Origin of the sequence: Streptomyces sp. AF1A (assembly GCF_047340315.1) — a bacterium.
Lineage (GTDB): Bacteria > Actinomycetota > Actinomycetes > Streptomycetales > Streptomycetaceae > Streptomyces.
The window spans coordinates 1-2078 of the sequence record NZ_JBLEBI010000358.1 but is presented as its reverse complement, the minus strand read 5'-3'; the positions used below and the strand labels follow the sequence as shown (position 1 = coordinate 2078).

The window sequence follows — 2078 nt, the reverse complement described above, 5'->3', positions numbered from 1 at the left end:
GCAGGGCGCGCCGGGCGGTGCGGGCCAGGGTGCCGTGCACCACGCCGAGACCGTGCTGGCCGCGCCCTCCATGGGCGGTCCCGGTGCGCCTCCGCCGCCGCCCGCCCCCGGCATGCCCCCGGGCGCCTCGGGTGTCCCCGGTGTTCCGGGTGCCCCGCAGCCGATGCCGCCGGGTGCGATGCCGCCGGGTGCGATGCCGCCGGGTGCGATGCCGCCACCGGGGCAGCCGCCGGCGTACGGGTATCCGCAGGGGCAGCCGACGGTCGGCCCGGGCTATCAGGCCGTGCTGCGCTATCGCGCGCAGGACGGTTCCGAGCAGCAGCTGATCCGGCGTTCGGCGCCGGGCACGCCGCATCCGGAGTGGCAGATCTTCCACGAGCTGCGGGCGATGAACGTGCCGCCGGACCAGGTGCTGGAGCTGCACACGGAGCTGGAGTCGTGCGAGCTGCCGGGCGCCTACTGCGCGCGGATGATCCGGGAGCAGTGGCCGCAGGCGCGGATCACGAGCATCGCTCCGTACGGCACGGACCACGCGAGCCGTCAGCAGGGCATGCAGCAACTGCTGGCGCACCAGGGCGAGTTGCACCAGGTGGCGGACGGTCCCGCGCGGCCCGCGCCGGTGCGGGCGCCGCTGCCGCCGGTGCAGGCCGCGCCCCCCGTTCCGCCGGAGGGCGTGGCACAGGAGCTGGCGGCGGCGTTCGGGCCGGGGGTCTTCCGGTTCGAGCAGCAGGCCGTGTCGCGGCAGGGTGTGCCGCCGGTCGTGGCGCACACGCTGGTCGTCGCGGGGCTGCCGCTGGATCTGGGCCCGTTCTTCTGGGCGCAGGCGCAGCCGGGGCGGCCGGTGCCGACCCTCGCGGAGCTGGCGGCCGAGCGCGGGGTGCAGCCGGCGGCGGACGCGGGCTCGTACCTGGTGATGGGCACCGACTTCGGCAAGGCGATCTGTGTGCAGTACGGGACGGCGAACATCGTGGCCGTGCCGGTGGAGGCCGGGCCGGGTGGTGCGCCGGTGCCGCCGCAGTTCGTGAACACCGGGCTGCCGGAGTTCGCGCGCTGTCTGGCGTTGCTGGGCCGGATGTGGCGGCTGCGGTACGGGCTGAACCAGGAGCAGGCGGGCCGCTGGACCGTCGACTTCCAGGCCCAGCTGGCCGCGCTGGACCCGGCGTCGCTGGGTTCGCCGGAGAGCTGGTGGTCGGTGCTGCTGGAGCAGATGTGGGACGGGCTGCTTTAGCAGGGTCCGCGCGGGTGAGGGGCTGACGCAGGCTCGCGGCGCGGTCGCTTGCCTGCGCGGTCCCGAGCCGGTACGGCCCCGGACTGGTACGGCCCCGCACTGGTAGGCCCCCCGGCCGTCGGCCGTGACGAGGGGGCGCGTACGGCGCGGCCGGCGTCTGTCCGCAGCATGCTCATCACTCTTGAGGGGGATGTGTTTCAGGCGGCCGGGACCGCCCGCACCGACCATGGAGTGTGAGATGCCGACCGTGGCATCGCTGCGGAGTGTCGGTTTATGAACCCTTACGCCCGATCCATCAAGATATGCGACAAATCATTCTGTCGTGTAGGTCCGGTGGAGAGGGGTTCCCAGGGTGAGCAGCGCATCGAAGCCGCCGCACGGCATCGCGACCGTCCGGGGGCGCGGCTACCGCCCCGACCAGGTGGACGCGTACATGGAGGCGCTGTCCGACGACCGGGACGCCGCGTGGGAGCGCGCCGCGCGGCTCACCGTGCTCGCCAAGGACATGGAGGCCGAGGTCACGCGGCTGCGCGAGACCGTCGCCGGGCTGCCGGCGCAGACGTACGAGGCGCTCGGGCAGGGCGCACGGCGTCTGTTCCAGCTCGTGCTGGAGGAGGCGGAGGACCTGCGGGAACGGGCGCGGGAGGAGGCCCGGCAGCACGTGGCGCAGGCCGAGGAGCACGCCGCCTGCGTCCACAAGGCGGCGCGGGACGCGGCGGGCAGAGTGCGCGCGGAAGCCGACGAGGCCGCCCGCCGGGTGCTTCTCGTGGCGCAGGCCGAGGCCGGCGAGGTGCGTGCCGGCGCCCGGCGCGCGGTGCGGAAGGGCCGAGCCGAGGTCCTGGCGGCGGTG

2 protein-coding genes are annotated in these 2078 nt (G+C 75.0%); both read left to right on the top strand.

What is annotated here, in order from left to right:
- A partial coding sequence (locus ACLU3S_RS36800; protein ID WP_413956324.1) for an SUKH-4 family immunity protein occupies positions 1-1228 on the top strand: 1228 nt, incomplete at its 5' end.
- A 352-nt stretch (positions 1229-1580) separates the two neighbouring features.
- Positions 1581-2078 (top strand): DivIVA domain-containing protein (locus ACLU3S_RS36795; RefSeq protein ID WP_413956323.1); only part of this gene is annotated, 498 nt, incomplete at its 3' end.